The following is a 17,025-nucleotide window of genomic DNA, read 5'->3' as shown; positions in this document are numbered from 1 at the left end:
AGCATAATTCGATATGGCGACTGACTTCTTTTCTAAACTGACCGCCGCGGCACGCAAGAACGACTCTCTGCTCTGCGTCGGCCTTGACCCCACGCCGGAAGCGGTTCCGGCCGCGTTTCGCCAGGCCGCCAATCCGATCCTGGCCTGGAATCGGGTCATTATCGAGGCCACGGCTGACCTGGTCTGCGCGTTCAAGCCTAACATCGCTTTCTACGAGGCCCTGGATGACGGCCTGGCGACTCTCAAGGCCACCCTGCGCCTGATCCCGCCTGACACCCCGGTCATTCTGGATGCCAAGCGCGGGGACATTGGCTCCACCGCGGCCGCGTACGCCCGTGTGATCTTCGACCAGTTGGGCGTGGATGCGGTGACGCTCAGCCCCTACCTGGGCGCAGACAGCATCGCGCCATTTGCCGCCTACGCGGACCGCGGGCTGTTCATCCTTTGCCACACCTCCAATCCCGGCGCGGCCACCATCCAGGAGCTGCCCACGGCAAACGGCACGCCGCTCTATCTGCAGGTGGCGCAGCAGGCGCTAACCTGGTCGAAACACCAGAACATCGGGCTGGTCGTCGGCGCCACGTTCCCCGCTGCCTTGACGGCCGTGCGGTGGGTCGCGCCGCAGGCGTGGTTCCTGGTGCCCGGCGTCGGCACGCAGGGCGGCGACCTGACCGCGGCCGTGCAGGCGGCCATGCGCCCCGATGGGTTGGGGGCCATCATCAATGTCAGCCGTGGAGTGTCGGGTGCGAGCGATCCGCGCCAGGCGGCCGCGGCGCTGCGCGCGGCCATCAATGCGGCCCGAACGGCCAAGCCAACCGGCGTAGCCAATTCTTCTGATCCCGACGCGGCCCTTGAGCACCAATCCCTCCTGACCGGCCTCTATCAGCTCGGCGCCATCCGTTTCGGGCAGTTCACCCTGGCGAGCGGGTTGCCCTCGCCGCTCTACATTGACCTGCGCCTGCTCGTCAGCGATCCCGCGCTCTTGCAGCAGGCCGCGGCCGCCTACGCCCGGGCGTTGACCGGCCTCTCCTACGACCGCCTGGCCGGTGTGCCCTACGCGGCGCTGCCCATCGGCGCCGCGCTGAGCCTGCACGTGGGCAAACCGTTGCTCTACCCGCGCAAGGAGGCCAAGACCTATGGTCTGGGCAAGTCCATCGAGGGCGCCTGGCAGCCAGGCGAGCGCGTCGTCGTGATCGAAGACCTGGTCACCAGTGGCGGCAGCACCCTGAAGACGGTGGAACTGCTGCGCGCGGCGGGCCTGCTGGTTGAAGATGTGGTGGTGCTGATTGATCGTGAGCAGGGCGCGCGCGCCAATCTGGCGGCCGCCGGCCTGAATTTGCACGCCGTGTTTTCTCTGAGCCAGGTGCTGGACAGCCTGCACCGCGCCGGTTTGCTTGACGCCGCTGTGCTGGCCGAGGTGCGGGCCTATCTCAACGCATGAATGCTCCTGATCTGACCACCACCTTCTGCGGCATCACCCTGCCCAACCCGCTCGTCCTGGCTTCCGGCATTCTGGGCACCAGCGCGGCGCTGATGGCGCGGGTGGCCGCGGGCGGCGCGGGCGCGGTCACGGCCAAATCGTGCAGTCGCGCGCCGCGGCCCGGTCATCCCAACCCGACCGTGCTCGCCTGGGGCGCGGGCTTCATCAATGCCGTGGGCCTGGCCAACCCTGGCGTGGATGAGGAAATTGCCGTGCTGCAAGAGACGCGCCGTCGCCTGGCGCAAGCCGGCCAGGGCGTCAAACTGGTAGCGTCCATCTTTGGCACCGCGGTCGAGGATTACGCGTACCTGGCGGAACGAATGAACGAGGCGCGGCCCGATTTTCTGGAGATCAACATCTCCTGTCCCAATGTGCATGATGAGCTGGCACGCCCGTTCGCGGCCAGTTGCCCGGCCGCCGCCGCGGTCACACGGGCGGTCAAACGGGTATCCGCCGCGCCGGTGATCGTCAAGCTGTCGCCCAACGTCACCGATATCGCCGAGATTGCGCGCGCCGTGGAAGATGCCGGCGCCGATGCCATTGCGGCCATCAACACCGTGGCCGGCATGGTGATTGACATCCGCGCGCGGCGCCCCATCCTGGCAAACCGTGAGGGCGGCCTGAGCGGCCCGGCCATCCGACCCATTGCGGTGCGCTGCATCTATCAGTGCTACCAGGCGGTCAAGATTCCGATCCTGGGCATCGGCGGCGTCAGCTGCGGCGAGGACGCGGCCGAGCTGTTGCTGGCCGGCGCCACACTGGTTGGCGTGGGGTCGGCCGTCCACAGTCGCGGCATCGCTGCCCTGGGGCAGATTCGTGATGAATTGGCGCAGTTCATGCTGGCAGAGGGCTTTGGCCGGGCCGCTGAACTGGTCGGCCTGGCACACTGGCCCGCAGGGATGGCAGGATCATGATCCACCAGGCGGCTCGCATCACCGGCATCAGCGAAGAGAACTATCGGGTCAAGACCCTCACGCTCGAACTGGCCCTGCCGGCGGCGCGGCCCGGTCAATTCGCCATGGTCTGGCTGCCAAATGTGAACGAACGTCCGCTTAGCCTGTTGGACGCTGACCCCGTGCGCTTCACGGTGGCGCGCGTGGGCGCGTTCACCGCCGCCCTGCACGATCTGCGGCTGGGGGACCGCCTGTGGGTGCGCGGCCCCCTGGGCCAGGGCTTCACGGTGCGCGGCCGCCATCTGCTGCTGGTGGGCGGCGGCTACGGTGTCGCGCCCCTGCATTTTTTGGCGCGGGCTGCGCTGGCTGCCGGCGCGCAGGTCAGCGTGGTCATTGGCGCGCGTACCGCCGCGGACTTGCTTTTTATGGATCGCTTCGCTGCCCTGGGGGTGCCGGTCATCACCACCACCGATGATGGCTCGGCCGGCCGGCCGGGTTTGGTCACCGCCGGCGTGGAGCATCTGCTCGCCACGGCCCCCACACCGATAGATCAACTGGCTGCGTGCGGGCCAGGCCCGATGCTGACAGCCCTGGAACGCCTGGCGGCCGTGCATCATCTGCCTGCGCAGCTCAGTTGGGAGAACCGGATGCGCTGCGGCATGGGCATTTGCGGCACGTGCGCAAAGGATGGCTGGCTGGTGTGCAGCGAGGGGCCGGTGCGAAGGACTTGAACAGGCGTGACCTACGACTCCGCAGCTCTACCCAGCTCGACCAGAAAGCCCGCGGCATGGGCCAGTTGTGCGAACAGCAGCAGCGGACGCGCCGCGGCGACCGGCATCTGACTGCCTCTCAGACCGAGCAATCCCACATAGAACGCCCATGACTCGGCGGCCGGCGCAAGATCCACGCGCCGGCGCAGGCGCCTGGCGCCGCGGCCATAGTTGAACTGTTGCTGCCAGAAGCTGCGCGCGGTCAAGGCCTGGGTGTGATAGACGATCGCCTGTGGCGCGTAAATCATGCCGCCCCCGTGCGCCAGCCAGCGCGCGCAAAATTCACGATCTTCACCTGCAGCCCAGGGAAAAGCGGTATCGAAGCCACCGCGCTGGCGAAAGCGCCGGGCGGATACGGCCAGATTGTTGGAGGCCAGGAAGCGGGCGCGCGTTGGATCGGCGTTGTAATGGGTGTAGAGGTAGCTGACAATGGCCTGGCTGGTCGAGGCAAACCGGTTGTCGGCCAGCGCATTGACGGTGCGCCCGCCCACCAGGTGGTCGGGCATGGCGGCCAGTTGCGCGGCCAGCGCGGCCAGCCAGCCGGGGTCAGCCTGACAGTCATCATCCACGAAGGCGAGAAAATTGCCCTGCGCGTGACGCGCCCCCAGGTTGCGGGCGGCGGCCGGCCCGGCGTGCGATTGCGCGAGCAGCCGCAGGTTGAGCTGCCCTGACCACGCGGCCGCCAGCGCAGGCGCATCCCATGGCCCACCATCGTTGACCACAATGACCTCGCAAATGTCGCGCGCAGCATCGAGCCGGGCGAGCGCTTGCAGGCAAGCACTCAAAGCCTGCTGGCGTCCAAAGGTGGGGATGATGATCGAAAAGGTGAGGTTGCGCATGTCATTGCCAGGCGGTTCTGCCGCGGCTCAGAGGCTGGCGACCGCATGACGCACCGCTGCCGCCACCTCATCTACCTGAGCGTCGGTCATCTCCGGGTAGAGCGGCAGGGAGAAGATTTCCTGCGCGATCTGTTCGCTGACAGGCAACGCACCGGCCGCGGCCAGGTGCGGATAGGCCGGCTGCAGATGGATAGGCGCCGGATAGTGAATCAGCGTGCCGATGCCAGCCGCCTTCAGCGCCTCCTGCAGGTCATGGCGCCGCGCATGACGAACCACGTAGAGATGATAAACATGGCTCCGCCCCGGGCCGGTCCGCGGCGTTGCGATACCGCTGCCCGCCAGCAGGCGATCATAGCGCGCGGCCAGCGCCTGGCGCCGCGTGTTCCAGGCGTCCAGGTGCGGTAATTTCACCCGCAGCAGCGCGGCCTGCAGTTCATCCAGGCGACTGTTGAGGCCATGCTCCTGGCTGATGTAACGGGCGCCGGGCTGCCAACCATACTCACGCAGGCTGCGTACGCGGGCGGCCAGCGCCGCGTCCGTGCTGACCACCATCCCGCCATCGCCGGCCGCGCCCAGGTTCTTGGTCGGATAGAAGCTGAAGCAGGCCAGATCGCCCCAGACGCCCACCGGACGATCCTGATAGCGGGCGCCGTGGGCCTGCGCACAGTCTTCGATCACGCGCAGATTGTGCTGGCGGGCGAAGGTCAGGATGGGCGCCAGGTCGGCCGGTTGACCGTAGAGATGCACGGGGATGATGGCGCGGGTGGCCGGCGTCAGCGCCGCGGCCAGCCGCGCCGGATCCAGGGTGAAAGTATCCGCTTCGATGTCCACCAGCACAGGCTGCGCGCCGCTGTTGACAATGGCCGTCACGGTGGCCACGGCCGTGTGCGTGACGGTGATGACTTCAGCGCCGGGGCCGATGTCGCAGGCCAGCAAGGCCAGGAGCAAGGCATCGGTGCCGGAATTGACGCCGACCGCATTGGCCGCAGCGGGTAAGCCTAACCAGGCGGCAAATTCGGCCTCGAACGCACTCACCTCAGGCCCCAAAATGTACCAGCCCGCGCGCAGCACGCGCAAGGCCGCGGCCTCCAGGTCCTTTGCCAGCGCCGCGTGCTGAGCCTTCAAGTCGTTGAACGGTATGTGCATGATCGGTATCTCATCAAGGAATTCTCACACAAAGCCTCGCAGCCTCGCAGCAATCGGTTTACTTCTTTGTGTTCTTGGTGTCTTAGTGTGAGCCATTGTTACCAATAGTGGTGTCCGTACTTTTCGTAGTAATCCACCATGCGGCGCAGACCCTCGCGCAGGGGAACCGTCGGCCGCCAACCGAGCGTAGCCTCGATCTTGGCGTAGCTCGAGTAGACATCGCCAATGTCAATCTTCTGGCGATCGGCCGGCCAGGGCGCCAGGCGCACGCGGCCGCGCCCAGTAATCTCGACCAGCATCTGCGCCAGGTCTCCCAGCGCCACCGGCTCCAGCCCACCCAGGTTGAAGACCTGCCCGGCCGCGGCCGGATTGGCGCCCGCCAGCAAGAAGGCCTCTACCACATCATCCACGTAGGTCAGATCACGGCGCTGGCGGCCATCCCCGTAGACCTGAATCTCCGCGCCCTCCAACGCCAGGCGCACGAACCAGGCGATGAAGCCCTGCCGGTTGTGGCGCAAGAGCTGCCGCGGGCCGTAGGTGTTGGTCAGGCGCAGCGAGCTGGCGGTCAGGCCGTAGACCTGGTGATAGATGATGTGATACCACTCGCCCGCCAGTTTGTTGACTCCGTTGATATCGGTGGGGTGCTGCAAATGCTGTTCGTCCAGCGGCAGGTAATCGGGCTTGCCGTACTGCTGGCGTGTGCCCGCGTAAACGATCCTGATCGCGGGGTTGTGCAGGCGACACGCTTCCAGGATGCTCAACTGACTGCGCGCGTTGATCTCCAGATCGGTGAACGGATCGCTCATCGAATCGAGATGGCTGACCTGGCCGGCCAGGTTGAACAGGTAATCATGCCCGGGAACCAGCGCGTTCATGGCATGAGCGTCGCGTACATCGGCCAGGTTGACATGCACCCGTTGGCGCACCGGCTCGATGTTGAACCAATTGCCGCCATACGCGGGGATCAGCGAATCTACCAGCGTGACCGCCGCGCCCAGGTCCAGCAGGCGCAGCGCCAGGTTGGAGCCGATGAACCCCAGGCCGCCGGTGATGAGCACGCGCGCGCCGTCGTAATGCCGGGCGAAATCTGGCTGATTGGCGCCAGAGAAATCCGGTTTCTGGCCCCCTGGCTGGCTGTTGACGGTTGTCAATTCCTCACCTCTTTTCTATTTTACGGCGATGGTCCCGACCACAACCTCGTCGCCGCCCGCGGCCAGGGGCAGCCGCTGGCCCGTCTGAGGGCTGTAAAGCCCGATCAGCAGTGTGTAGACGCCGGCTTTCAACGCTGCCGGCGCCTCCAGGTTGCGCCGGTCTGCACCCGCTTGGCCCGGCGCCCAGGCGCTGAACGGCCGTGGGCCAAACCAAACCGGCTGGCCGTCGGCCTGCGCCACGTTGTGCCCCGCGGCGTCACGCAGATGCAGGAAAACGTTGAGATCGAGAGCCGCCGGCGCGGCCAGTTGCCAGGTCAGCGTCAATGGCAGGGTGATGGTGATCCCCTGGCGGCTGAGCGTCGGCGGTAGGCCGGCCACGCGGCGCAGGTCGCCCCAGGTCGTGCCCGCGGGCGTGTTCCAGGTGGCGATGGGCGGCGCATTGGCGGGCGCCGGCGGGTCGTCAGCCAGGGGAATCAAGTGACGCCCGACGCGGCGCACGGCGGCCAGGCGCGCCCAGGTGTCTTGCTCGAACAACGTCGCCGCGCCTTGCACACGCCAACGGCGCTGCAGGTCCGCCCAGGTGCTGCCCTGAAACAGTCCGACCGCTGGCGCCCAAGTTTTCGGCAGGTACCAGGGCAGCGTTTCGACCACAATCAGCTCGCCTGGCTGCCAGCGGCCTGGCGGATACCAGAGGGTTGCGATGGCCGGGCGCTGGCTGGGATCATCGGCCAGGCTGCCATCCGGCGTCACGGCAAACGGCCACAGATGCAGGTCGGCGGGCAGTGGCGTTTGCGTCTGCCAAAAGCTGCGCCAGCGTGTCAGGCCCCATTTGCCGTCATCCACCAGCTCATAGCCGAGCAAACTCACGCGTTCGCCGAACACCAGCGGCACGGATTGCAGGGCGGGTGGTTGGGTGAGCAGCCCGGAGCGGTCGGCGCGGGCAAAGTCGAAGAAAGCGTCCGGGAGTACACATTTCGCATAGTCTGGTTCATGGGAAGGCAATGAACATTCGGTGCGAGGGGGTGCGTCGGGCGCGGGCTGCTGCAGGAGAACGAAGCCATCGGCTGCGTCTGTGACGAGCCAGCCCTGCGCGATCAGGCCGAGCACCGCGCGTTGAATTTCGGCCGGGTGGCGGTCGGTGGCGCCGGTGACATCCACCAGCGCCCAGGCGGCGTCGCCCAGGATGGGGAACTTGTAGAGCTTGGTGCGATGGCTGAAGTGCGGGTAGAGCGCGGTGGTGACGCTGCCGGGCGCGGCGGTTGGCGCCTGTGCGCTGAAGCGGGCGAGCAGGGCCGCGTGCGGCGTCACATCCGGCCAGCGGAACTCACGGCCCAGGGGGGTGTAGCCCGCCATGATCTGGTAGGCGAATGCCCACAGCAGCAGCCAGGCCAGGGTCAGGCGTCCGGCACGGGGGCGAACGGCGAGCAGGCGGCGCACGCCCACCAGGGCAGCCATCGCCACAAAGGGCACGAGCGGCGCCGAATAGTGAAATTCTCCGCTGAACTGGGCCGGATACGCGCTGAAGAGATTGGCGATCAACAAGGGGCGCTGAGCAACAGAATTTCCGGGGCCAGCAGGCTGAGAAAGCCAAACGGAGCCAGGAGGCCGGCCAGGTAGGTCAGCCGTGACGGTTCGGCGGCAATTTCCCAGACCAGGGCCGGCTGCGTGAAGAAGCTCCTGACGATGGAAAGGGGGGAATCGCCCAGGGCGCCGTAGCGGGCAAAGTAGACCGACTGATCCACGCCGTAGACCTGCGCGGCGTAGCGGGGGATGATGACGAAGGTGGCGAGATAGAACCAGCCCAGGCTGAGCAGCATGACCAGCAGACCGGCCGTGGTCGCGGACAGGCGCGGCAGGCGGGCGCCATCCAGGTTGCCGGTCGCGGATGGCGGGTTTGGACGATCGCTTCAGGTCGCGCCGCGCCAGCCAGGCCTGGCTGAGGACATACAGCCCCAGCATGAAGGCCAGCAGAGCCGCTTCTTCCTTGACGCTCAGAGGACGAGGCAGGCGAGGACGAATCCCCCACCAGTGACGGCGCTCATTGCACCAAAACGCCAGCAGAACGGGCGTGACGGCGAGGGGAATGGCGTGAAACTCGGCCAGGTTGGCGGCCTGCAGGCCGGAGAAGAGCAGGTAGGCCAGGGCCAGGACTAACGGCGCCCAGGTAGCCAGTCCGGCGCTCGACGAGCGCAGCATGGCGCGGGCCAGGGCAAAGATGACGAGGGCGCCGCTGCCCAGCGCCAGCGTTTGCACGATCAGCAGGGCGCGCACATCGTTCCACAGGTGAAAAACGAGCGAGAGGGGCAGGAAGATCGGTTCGACGTGATCGGTCAGGCGGGTGCTGACGAAATCGTCCTTGATTTCTTGCACGAAGCGCCCCTGACTCGTGTTCCAGATCGCCAGGTCCATCTGGCCCAGGTCAGCCATGTGGGTACGCAGCGCCTGGTGGGGGCGGATGGACAGTAGGGAGAAGCCGACGACGTAGAGCACGAACAGCGCGAGGACGGCCGCCCGTACCTGGTCCCTGCTCAGGCGGGAACTGTGCCGGCAGATGATGGGCGGGAACTGACGTTTGGCGGCGGTCCCCGCTGCGTCGCCCATTGCCAGGTTGCGACCGCGGCGCGCCGCCGATTTCACCGATGATCATCCACAGACGGGCCACGATGGCGATGATGGCGGGCAGCGGCGCGCTGAAGAGGCCCTGCAGCAGGAGGACCAGCACGCCTTCGCGCACGCCGAGGCCGCTGGGCGTCAACAGGCTGAGGTAGCCAATCACGTAGGCGGCCGCATAGCCGGCAATCAGCCAGGGCGCCTCGCGGATGCAACCGGGGCCAGTCCGGCCGCCAGGGCGCTGAAGCCCAGGCCAAAGCCAAGCCAGACCAGGCCGTAGGTGAGCAGGAGGCGCGCCAGGTCAACGACGGTCAGGGTGATGCGCAGAGGCGGGCGCTTGAGGCGGGTCAGCGCCCAGTTCAAGGCGGTTTCGAGCACGCGCGGGTGCAGAAAGATCAAACCGAGCGGCGCCAGCCAGAGCGCCGGGCGCAGGCGATCGAACCAGGCGCCCTGCCCGGCCAGGGCAAAGTAGACCGCGGCCAGCAGCAGCCCGGCCAGGGTGGAGATGGCCTGATGCAGCGCGATGCTGGTGAAGGTGGCGGTGCGCGCAATGCCGAGCCGGCTGCACATTTCGGCCATGCCCAGGAACTGCCAGACGTTGCCGGGGATGTAGCGGATGATGTTGGACAGGAACCAGATGCGGGCCGCCTCGCCAAAGCGCAGCGATCCACCGAGGCGCCCCAGGATGAAGCGCCACTGGTTCAGTTCCAGGAGCCAGGTGAGCCACAGCAAGGCGAGGGCCAGCAGCAGCCAGCCAATCTCGATCTGCCAGGGGTAGGCCTGCAGTTGCTGCCATTGGGTTGCGATCAGCGCGCCCAGAAACACGACAGCCAGGACAAAGATGCCCGTTTGCAGCCAGGGACGGAGGCGGGCCAACCGCCGTCTCCGCCCCGGTTCAGGCGGAGACGGAAAGAAACCAGGTTCCGCAGCCGAAACCTGGTTTCCGTTGGTTGATACTGGTGGCTGACTCATGCCGGTCAGTATAACACCGCCCTGACGCCGTCAGCAAATTGGCCGGGGAATGGCTTTTTGCTCACTGCCCTGGCGTCTGGCGCATGGGCATGGTGATGAAGGTGAGGCCCAGGTACGGCTTGGCGGCATCGTCCGGGTGCTGGCCCAGCGTCACCGTGACCGTTTGCTCGTCCGTACTACGACGGAAGGTGATTTCGACCTGATCGCCCGGCTTGTACGCGGCGATGGCTTCGGCCAGGGTCAGGCCCTGATCGAGCTTCTTGTTGCCGACTGCGGTGATCAGATCGCCCGCCTGCAGGCCGGCATTGGCGGCCGGGCCGTCGGCGACGACCTCGCGGATCATGGCGCCGTTCATGCCCATCACGCCTGGCCCCATCGGCATCTGATCGCCGGGTATCACGGGCACGTAGGGCAAACCGGGGATCGGCGTTTGCTGATTCGGCCGCCGTGAATCGTCCGGCGTCAGTGTTCGTTGAATCTCGATGGTTTGCCGATTTCGACCGATGGCGAAGCCGGCCACGCCGCCAATGGCGGCGGACACGGCAGCCACCAGGCACAACGCAATCACCGCCACTGCTGCGATGAGCACAATCCTGTTACGCGAACTGTTATTCTCGTTCATTGTGAATCTCCTTTTCTTGTGCTGTATCTTCTCAATTTGTCGGGGCGCACCCTTGCGGTCGCCCACGCAGAGGCGCAAGACCATGCCCCTACTGGTCACAGCCAGATTTGTCGAATGTTCTACCGTCAACTATACTCAAAGCCTATGATACGTGTCAATAATTGGTTTCGCTCTCATTGTTTTCCCGGCGTTCGGTCAATCCAGGACACCTCCCGCTCGGTATGCGGACCTCAGCGCCGCCTGGTTGCCTCCATATTCAGCCTGACTCTACTCGCGCTCAGCGTGCTGACCCCGGCGGCCCAGGCTGATCCACACGGCTGCACCGGTGCGGATGTCAACTACAACTGCAATTTCAACAATTTCTATTCGACGCCCTATGGCTCCGCGCCCGACGGCTGGGCGCCTTTTGTGCTCAGTGGCTCGGCCGCGTTCGTCGAAGCGGTGGATACCTACTTCGGCCCGCCCTCGCTGCAGATCTGGTCCGACGGCGGCACGTTTCAGGCCGGCGTTTTTCAACAGGTGCGCAATCTCACGCCTGGCGCCACCTACCTGGCCTCAGTCGGCTGGGCCGCGCCCAATGAGCCGGACGCGTTCGGTCGCAAACTCGGTCTCGATCCCAGCGGCGGCACCGATCCTACCTCGGCCAACGTGATCTGGGGGGTGACGCACTACGGGCCGGGGCGCTTTGGCAACTATTCGACGCCCGGCGATCCCAACCTGGATGTACGCGCGGTGGCCAGGAGCGATACGCTCACGATCTTCTTCTTCGTGGATCACAACTACAGCACAGGCGCCAACATGATCTTTGTGGACGCGATCAGCCTGGTGCGCGACGACAGTCAGCCGGTCGCGCCGCCGGCCCCCACCGATACCCCGCGTCCTCCGGCCCTGGCCGAATCACGGCCTAAGGCGGTTGCAGCCACCAACACCCCCGCGCCGACGGTGACGCCGACGCCAACCGCGTCAGCCACGCCCACGGGCACCCCAACCGCCACGCCGACGCCAACACCCACAGCAAGCCCCAGCGCCACCCCTTCAGCGACCGCGACGCCCACGGCCACGCGGCCTCAGCGCGCTACGGCCACCCCAACCATCGCGCCGACCGGGCTTAGCGCCATCGCCCGCGCACGACGTCCGTTACTGCTGCCCGTTGGTTTTACCGCCCTGGTCGGTTCCGTTGGCGTGGGCGGCCTGCTCAGGCGACGGCGCTTCCTGCGTTGATTCCCATGATCTATTCGCCTTCGACGTATTGCCGAATCATATCCGCAAACACCAGCAGATCGTTTATATTGCGTAGGCTTTCCCCGCCTCACGGAAGACCTGGAGAATCGCGGCACGTTCCTCGTTCAGTTTTTGATAGTACGAGAGCGTCAGCATTTCGAATTCAGCAACGGCGTTATCGTCAGCGGTGTAGATCCTGCGCCCTGATCTGATGATCTCCTTCTGGAACACAGTCGAGACTTCACGACCATTGACCAAGTCCACCGATCTATTGAGCGCACCCTCCAGGGCGTAATGACAGGGCGTTAGCATTAACTGAGACTGATGTCGAGCTTCTGTCGGAGGGAGCAACACCGCAATATCCACGTCACTCGTGGGCCATTCATCGGCGGTGCCGAATGACCCAAAGAGATAGATCGCCTGGGTGGTAGGGTAGTGTTGTAGAATGATGCGCACAATGCTATCATATTTGTTCACATTTGCACCTCTCCGCTCGCTATTTTGGCATGGTTGAAAACTGCCGCCACCCTGACCCTCTGTATCCGATGTCGCGTGGGTGCCCATCACTTTACATAAATTGGGTTGCTAAAGACCCAGCCGCGGGCTTTGCCCCAGGCGCGGCGCCAGGCCTCGACGCGGTAGATGCCCGGCTGCGGCGATGCGTAGCTCAGGCTGGTTCCGCGAGCTTGCGCCACAACCTGCCCGTTGCGCAGCAGCTTGAGGTGCGCCTGGCCGGGCGTGACGATCTCGAAGCGCACCGCCTGCCCATTGGCCGCCAGGGCATCGCCCATGATGGCTGTCTCCTGCCCGTTGCTGGCCGTGAAGCGGAAGCCGCGTGTGGCGCCCGGCAGGTCATAGCCAACCCAGGCATGGCCGGCACGCAGCGCGTCGTAGATCAGCGCCCGGTCATGCGCCACATCGCGGTTGAGCGGCGCCGTCACCAGCAGGTGCGTGTTGACCGCGGCGAAGCAGTCCCTGTACGAGAGAAACAACCGCTGCAACGGGCCGAGGTGATAGGTGTGCGCATGAGCGTCGGAGCCGCCGATGGCGACGATGGGCTGCGACCGCGTGGCCAGCAGTTCGTCCCATTTTGCCAGCATCTCCGGCCAGGGGCCGGTGGTGAAGAAGCGTGGCAGATAGAGCATGGGCAAAGCATGCAGCTTGCTCCAGGCGTAGTAGCGAAATTCCGACATGAAATTCCACAGTTCGATGCCGGTGAAACCGTTGACCTCCCAGGCATGCCACTCGTAGGTGTCTGACAGCAAGGGCGATGCGCGTTCGATGGGATGGGCCAGGAAGGTGACCGCGCCCTGACTGTGCGCCGCGTTGATCAGGGCCTGCGGTTCGGCCGCGTGCGCGCTGACATCGGTCTGCACGCCCATGACCAGGCAGTGGTTGATCTCTGGCTGCAGGCTGGCGTCGTTGACTTCTTCGCCCACCAGCAGCAGCACGCGGCCGTGCCAGCCTTCTTCCTGCGAGACCAGGACATTGTGGTCGGTGGCGATGATGAAATCGAGTTGGTTGGCCTGCGCGGCCGCCACCAGGTCCTGATGCGTACCCGTGCCATCCGAATGAATGGTGTGCATGTGCAGGTTACCCACCAACTCCTGCCAATCGGTCCCTGCCCGAGATGTTCCTACGTCACTCACGATTTCCTCCTACACCTTCTGCAAGGCGATGGCGATCTGCTCATCACCGATCTTGACCATCTGATGCACCGCGGCCTCCGGGGCGTTGCCTGGCGTCAGCGAGACCGCCAGCGTCTCACGCTGAATGAAATCGGCGAAGAGGACGAAGGCTGCTGCGCTTTCTCCTGCGGCTTCATACGCGATCTGCACTCGATCATCAATCGCGAAGCCGGCCTCCTTGCGCAGGGTGTTGATGGCGCGCACCAGATCGCGCGCGTAGCCTTCCGCCACCAGTTCTGCGGTGAGATGGGTGTCAACCGCCACGGTCACGCCCTTGTCGCTGGCAACCGCCAGGCCGCCGCGTGATTCGGTCTGCACCAGGATGTCATCGCCGGCCAGGCTGATGGGAACGCCGCCCAGGTCAAGGGTGATGGCGCCGCCATCTTGCAGGGTCGTTGCCGCGGCCACCGGATCGAGCGCGGCCAGGGCGCCGCGCACCAGTGGGAAGAGCTTGCCCAGGCGTGGCCCCAGCACCCGGTTGTTCGGCAGCAATTTATAGGCGACTAATGCGCCCACCTCGGCCACCACCTTAATCTGTTTGACGTTGATCTCCTCCGCCAGCACGTCGAGCAGTTCGATCACATCGCGGCGCGCCTGCTGGGAGGCGACGTGGACCTGCGCCGTCGCCAGCGGCTGGCGCAGCTTGACGTCGGCGCTGCTGCGCGCGGCGCGCCCCAGCGCGGCGATGGCGATTGCCAGGCCCATCTTGTCGAGCAGGTGTCGGTTCACCCGCTCGGGATCAGCGACCGGCCAATCGGTGTGATGCACGCTGACCGGCGCGTCTGTGTCCACGCTGCGCACCAGGTTTTGATACATCGCCTCGGTGGTGAAGGGCACGAATGGCGCCAATAACTTTGTCAGCGTCACCAGCACCTCGTAAAGGGTCTCCAGGGCCGCCAGCTTGTCCGCGTCGCGTTCGCTCTTCCAGAAACGGCGACGCCCCCGGCGCACGTACCAATTCGAGAGATCGTCCAGGAAGGCCTCGATGACCAGCGTGGCTTGCAGCGAGTCAAAAGCCGCCAGCGACGCGGTGACTGCGACCACGGTTTCGTGCAGGCGGGCGCTGATCCAGGCGTCCATCTGGGCGTTGGCCGTAGAAGAAGATGTCGGTGACGCTGCTTGCCCGGGCTGCCAGTCATCCAGGTTGGCATAGGTGACGAAGAAGCTGTAGACATTCCACAGTGGTATGAGGAAGCGGCGGCGGGTTTCATCGCCCAATTTGTAGCCGAAGAGCATATTCTGTTCCGGCCGGTGATGAAGATAGAGCCAGCGCATGACATCGGCGCCCATCACGTTGGCCGCCTCGTTGAACTCGATCGCATTGCCCCACGACTTGTGCATCTCGCGACCGTCTTCGGCCAGCAGGGTGGCGAAGCCCAGGACGTTCTTGAAGGGCGGTCGGCGCACCAGCGCGGCGCTCTGCGCCAACAGGCTGTAGAACCAGTTGCGGAACTGGCCGGGGAAGCTCTCGGTGATGAAATCGGCCGGGAACCAGCGCGCCCATTCCTCCGGCTTTTCGCGGTAGTGCATGGTGCTGAAGGCGACGATGCCGGCGTCGAGCCACGGGTTGCCCACGTCTTTGATGCGCGCACTCAGCGCGCCGCATTGCGTGCAGCGAATCTTGATGGCGTCAATGTAGGGACGGTGCGGCGTGTGGCCCTCGAAGACCTCATAGCCTTCGACGGCGCGTTCCTGCAGCTCATGGTCACTGCCGACGACATCGAAATGACCGCAGTCAGCACACTCCCAGATCGGCAGCGCCAGGCCCCAGTAGCGCTTCTTGCTGATCATCCAATCGTGCATGTTGCGCAGCCAGTCCATCTCCCGGTCGTAGCCGAATTCAGGGTGCCAGTTGATCTCATCCACCACATCCATGATCTGGTAGCGCAAACTGGCGTCCTTTTCGGCCGCAGTCACTTCGCTGCGCGGTTTGTCGTAGAGCGCGCCCATGCTGATGAACCACTCATCCACCAGGCGGAAGATCAGCTCTTCGCCGCAGCGCCAGCAGGTGGGGTAACGATGGCTGTAGCGTTGGGTGCGATAAAGGACATTTTTGGCACGCAGGCTGTCGAAGATCGGCGCGGCCACGTTGGCCACATGACTGCCCGTCAGCCAGGCGAAGCCATCCAGGTAGATGCCGTTTTCATCCAGGGGCGCAATTACCGGCAGGCTGTGCTCCTTGCTCAGGTGAAAGTCCTCCGCGCCGCAGCCCGGCGCAATGTGTACGATGCCGGTGCCTTCTTCTTCACCCACATCCTTCCAGGCAATGACCCGATGGCGATACGCGCCGCTGAGCGCCGCCTCCGTCGCCGGCAGTTCGTCGAAGGGGCCGCGGTACTCCCAGCCGAGCATCTCTGCGCCCTTCAACTCGCCCACGATCTCGAATTTGCCCTTGAGCGTGCTCTTGACCGCGCCCTGGGCCAGGTAATAGGTCCAGCCGTCATCCTGCGTCACCTTGACGTAGGTCAATGTGGCCCCCACGGCCGCGGCCACGTTGCTGGTCAACGTCCAGGGCGTGGTGGTCCACACCAGGAGCGCTTCTTTCTCGCGGCCCACCAGCGGGAACTTGAGATAGACCGACTCGTGTGTCACTTCCTTGTAACCATCGGTGACGATCTCGTGCTGGCTGATGCCGGTGCCGCAGCGGTGGCACCAGGGCATCACGTCGGTGCCCTTTGTAGAGCCAGCCCTGGTCATGGCACTTCTTGAGGAAGCTCCAGATCATGTAGTTGTTTTCGTCGCTGAAGGTGTAGTAGGAGCCGCCCACGTCCGGCATGCCCAGGCGCCCCACCACCTGTTCCACCGTGCCGGTCACAGGGCCGTTCGCCCCCTGGATGGTCACCGGCTGTTCGGCATCTTCACTGAGCAGGCTGCGCAGGCGACGCAGCTCGGCCGGATCGTTCCAGTCCATCCAGTAGCCCAGGCGGATGGATTGGTCGGTCTGCACCGCGGAAAATTCGAGCACGCGCATCTTGCACAGCTTGACGAATTCGGCCAGGCCAAAGGACTCAATGTCGCGTTTATTCTTGAAGCCCAGCTCCTTTTCGACGTTCACCTCAACCCACAGGCCCTGGCAGTCGAAGCCGTTTTGCCAGCGCTGATTGTAGCCCTGCATCGCGTGAAAACGTTGATAGAGGTCTTTGTAGGTGCGTCCCCAGGCGTGATGCACCCCCATCGGGTTGTTGGCGGTGATTGGGCCATCGAGGAAGCTCCAGCGCTTGTCGCTGGTCGCGCGCAGGCGGCGCAGCGCATTGAACGCGTCGGTCTCCCGCCAAAACTTGAGGATCTCTTGTTCCAGGGCCACGAAATCTACCTGGTTTGGTACGTCTTTGAACGCCATTCTTTCTCTCCCCAAAAGCATTGTATCAGGACATAAGAAAAGTGAAATCAAACGTGCAGGTTGAGACCGACAGCTTTCGGTAACTTCGATAGCGGTCTGCAACAATCTGCGATATTCTTATCTTGAAGCAGACCTCTATTCAGTTTCCGGCTGTAAATGTGTGGGCGCTGCATGCTTGGGATAGAACTCCGCAAGCCGAAAATAGCGAAAAGCTCTTGCGTCGGCCGAGCAGATAAGTCTACAACCGGATGCAATGATGATTGCCACAATGTGAGGGTCATCGAAATCCGAAT

13 protein-coding genes and 1 pseudogene are annotated in these 17,025 nt (G+C 64.8%); 4 read left to right on the top strand and 10 right to left on the bottom strand.

What is annotated here, in order from left to right; genetic code table 11:
* Window positions 1–13: 13 nt before the first annotated feature.
* The 3 genes from pyrF to IPF85_RS16495 are packed head-to-tail and all read left to right on the top strand — an operon-like array spanning window position 14 to window position 3,104.
* Window positions 14–1,441: an orotidine-5'-phosphate decarboxylase gene (gene pyrF, locus IPF85_RS16505; protein ID WP_343409169.1), complete on the top strand. Its 1,428-nt coding sequence runs from the start codon at window positions 14–16 to the stop codon at window positions 1,439–1,441.
* Window positions 1,438–2,394 carry a dihydroorotate dehydrogenase gene (locus IPF85_RS16500; RefSeq protein WP_343409168.1) on the top strand — a complete coding sequence of 319 codons (957 nt, stop codon included), beginning with the start codon at window positions 1,438–1,440 and terminating at the stop codon, window positions 2,392–2,394. The genes pyrF and IPF85_RS16500 overlap by 4 nt, the downstream gene beginning before the upstream one ends.
* A complete protein-coding gene (locus IPF85_RS16495; protein WP_343409167.1) occupies window positions 2,391–3,104 on the top strand; it encodes a dihydroorotate dehydrogenase electron transfer subunit in 714 nt (237 codons plus the stop codon). Before IPF85_RS16500 ends, IPF85_RS16495 begins: the two co-directional genes overlap by 4 nt.
* 11 nt (window positions 3,105–3,115) lie before the next feature.
* On the opposite strand, the gene IPF85_RS16490 is transcribed toward IPF85_RS16495, so the two are convergent.
* From IPF85_RS16490 to IPF85_RS16465, 6 genes are all read right to left on the bottom strand, one after another.
* Window positions 3,116–3,982 (bottom strand): glycosyltransferase, encoded by an 867-nt coding sequence (locus IPF85_RS16490; protein ID WP_343409166.1) that lies wholly within the window; start codon window positions 3,980–3,982, stop codon window positions 3,116–3,118.
* A gap of 27 nt (window positions 3,983–4,009) precedes the next feature.
* On the bottom strand, window positions 4,010–5,128 hold the full coding sequence (locus IPF85_RS16485) for a DegT/DnrJ/EryC1/StrS family aminotransferase (protein WP_343409165.1): 1,119 nt from the start codon (window positions 5,126–5,128) through the stop codon (window positions 4,010–4,012).
* Between the two features lie 98 nt (window positions 5,129–5,226).
* On the bottom strand, window positions 5,227–6,186 hold the full coding sequence (locus IPF85_RS16480) for an NAD-dependent epimerase/dehydratase family protein (protein WP_343409224.1): 960 nt from the start codon (window positions 6,184–6,186) through the stop codon (window positions 5,227–5,229).
* A gap of 108 nt (window positions 6,187–6,294) precedes the next feature.
* The gene (locus IPF85_RS16475; protein WP_343409164.1) at window positions 6,295–8,916 is read right to left on the bottom strand and encodes a DUF2079 domain-containing protein; all 2,622 of its coding nucleotides are present in this window, start codon (window positions 8,914–8,916) and stop codon (window positions 6,295–6,297) included.
* A gap of 162 nt (window positions 8,917–9,078) precedes the next feature.
* Complete coding sequence (locus IPF85_RS16470; protein WP_343409163.1) at window positions 9,079–9,765, bottom strand: hypothetical protein; 687 nt, start codon at window positions 9,763–9,765, stop codon at window positions 9,079–9,081.
* Between the two features lie 157 nt (window positions 9,766–9,922).
* The gene (locus IPF85_RS16465; RefSeq protein ID WP_343409162.1) at window positions 9,923–10,483 is read right to left on the bottom strand and encodes a PDZ domain-containing protein; all 561 of its coding nucleotides are present in this window, start codon (window positions 10,481–10,483) and stop codon (window positions 9,923–9,925) included.
* A 282-nt stretch (window positions 10,484–10,765) separates the two neighbouring features.
* On the opposite strand from IPF85_RS16465, the gene IPF85_RS16460 reads away from it, so the two are divergent.
* On the top strand, window positions 10,766–11,704 hold the full coding sequence (locus tag IPF85_RS16460; RefSeq protein WP_343409161.1) for a hypothetical protein: 939 nt from the start codon (window positions 10,766–10,768) through the stop codon (window positions 11,702–11,704).
* A gap of 63 nt (window positions 11,705–11,767) precedes the next feature.
* Here IPF85_RS16460 and IPF85_RS16455 read toward each other — a convergent pair whose 3' ends face one another.
* The 4 genes and pseudogenes from IPF85_RS16455 to IPF85_RS16440 form a co-directional block, all read right to left on the bottom strand.
* Window positions 11,768–12,181 (bottom strand): nucleotidyltransferase domain-containing protein, encoded by a 414-nt coding sequence (locus tag IPF85_RS16455; protein ID WP_343409160.1) that lies wholly within the window; start codon window positions 12,179–12,181, stop codon window positions 11,768–11,770.
* Window positions 12,182–12,267: 86 nt separating this feature from the next.
* Entirely contained in the window at window positions 12,268–13,353 is a 1,086-nt protein-coding gene (locus IPF85_RS16450; protein WP_343409159.1) for a CehA/McbA family metallohydrolase, read from the bottom strand.
* Between the two features lie 9 nt (window positions 13,354–13,362).
* Window positions 13,363–16,053, bottom strand: a complete 2,691-nt coding sequence (locus IPF85_RS16445) for a DUF5915 domain-containing protein (RefSeq protein ID WP_343409223.1) — start codon at window positions 16,051–16,053, stop codon at window positions 13,363–13,365.
* 241 nt (window positions 16,054–16,294) lie between these two features.
* Window positions 16,295–16,732: pseudogene (locus IPF85_RS16440) on the bottom strand (class I tRNA ligase family protein); the annotation flags it as partial.
* Window positions 16,733–17,025: the final 293 nt, after the last annotated feature.

This window comes from Candidatus Amarolinea dominans, from assembly GCF_016704685.1.
GTDB lineage: Bacteria > Chloroflexota > Anaerolineae > SSC4 > Amarolineaceae > Amarolinea > Amarolinea dominans.
This window is presented reverse-complemented; position numbering and strand designations above follow the sequence as displayed.

What these genes read in the sequence shown, in the direction of transcription:
- IPF85_RS16500 (WP_343409168.1), top strand. Translation starts at nt 1,438, where the DNA reads ATGAATGCTCCTGATCTGACCACCACCTTCTGCGGCATCACCCTGCCC.
- IPF85_RS16465 (WP_343409162.1), bottom strand. Translation starts at nt 10,483, where the DNA reads ATGAACGAGAATAACAGTTCGCGTAACAGGATTGTGCTCATCGCAGCA.
- pyrF (WP_343409169.1), top strand. Translation starts at nt 14, where the DNA reads ATGGCGACTGACTTCTTTTCTAAACTGACCGCCGCGGCACGCAAGAAC.
- IPF85_RS16490 (WP_343409166.1), bottom strand. Translation starts at nt 3,982, where the DNA reads ATGCGCAACCTCACCTTTTCGATCATCATCCCCACCTTTGGACGCCAG.
- IPF85_RS16445 (WP_343409223.1), bottom strand. Translation starts at nt 16,053, where the DNA reads ATGCCCTGGTGCCACCGCTGCGGCACCGGCATCAGCCAGCACGAGATC.
- IPF85_RS16485 (WP_343409165.1), bottom strand. Translation starts at nt 5,128, where the DNA reads ATGCACATACCGTTCAACGACTTGAAGGCTCAGCACGCGGCGCTGGCA.
- IPF85_RS16495 (WP_343409167.1), top strand. Translation starts at nt 2,391, where the DNA reads ATGATCCACCAGGCGGCTCGCATCACCGGCATCAGCGAAGAGAACTAT.